Raw genomic sequence first — 682 nt, 5'->3', positions numbered from 1 at the left:
CTTGCCCGGTTGAGCGGGCTTGGTGATGAGCTCGAAGCATTTTCCCGGACTGTGGATTTTGAAGTGTTCCGTCCTGATCTGGAGAAGGCACTGGCCTATTCAGATGGAAGCAAAGGCGGGCGACCGCCATTTGATCCGGTGCTGATGTTCAAGATCCTGGTGATCCAGACGTTGAACAATTTGTCTGATGAGCGGACGGAATATCTGATCAACGATCGCCTGTCGTTCATGCGCTTCCTTGGGCTGGGGCTTTCAGATCGTGTTCCTGATGCCAAAACACTCTGGCTGTTCCGTGAGCGCCTGACGCAGGTGGGAGCGATCGAGGGTCTGTTCAACCGTTTTGACGCGACCCTGCGGCACGCCGGCTATCTGCCGATGTCGGGCCAGATCCTGGATGCAACGCTGGTGGCGGCTCCAAAGCAGCGCAACACGAACGCCGAGAAAGCCGATCTCCGGGCAGGCCGTATTCCCGAAGACTGGCAGGACAAGCCGTCAAAGCTGTCGCACAAGGATCGCCATGCGCGCTGGACGCTGAAGTTCACGAAAGCGAAGCGGCAGGACGATGGAACCATGCCGTCGAGTGATCTCGCTATCCCATTCTTTGGCTACAAACCCCACGTCTCCATCGACCGGAAGTATCGGTTCATCCGMAAATGGAAGACAACAGATGCCGCCGCCAGTG

At 57.3% G+C, this 682-nt stretch carries 1 protein-coding gene; it reads left to right on the top strand.

The features are described 5' to 3' along the window. Positions 1–682 (top strand): IS5 family transposase (locus tag KP705_RS15855; RefSeq protein WP_215764913.1); only part of this gene is annotated, 682 nt, incomplete at both ends.

The sequence above is a fragment of the Gluconobacter sp. P1D12_c genome (assembly GCF_018812105.1).
Lineage (GTDB): Bacteria > Pseudomonadota > Alphaproteobacteria > Acetobacterales > Acetobacteraceae > Gluconobacter > Gluconobacter oxydans_A.
Note: the sequence above shows the minus strand (reverse complement) of the source record. Positions and strands in the feature narration are given on the sequence as shown.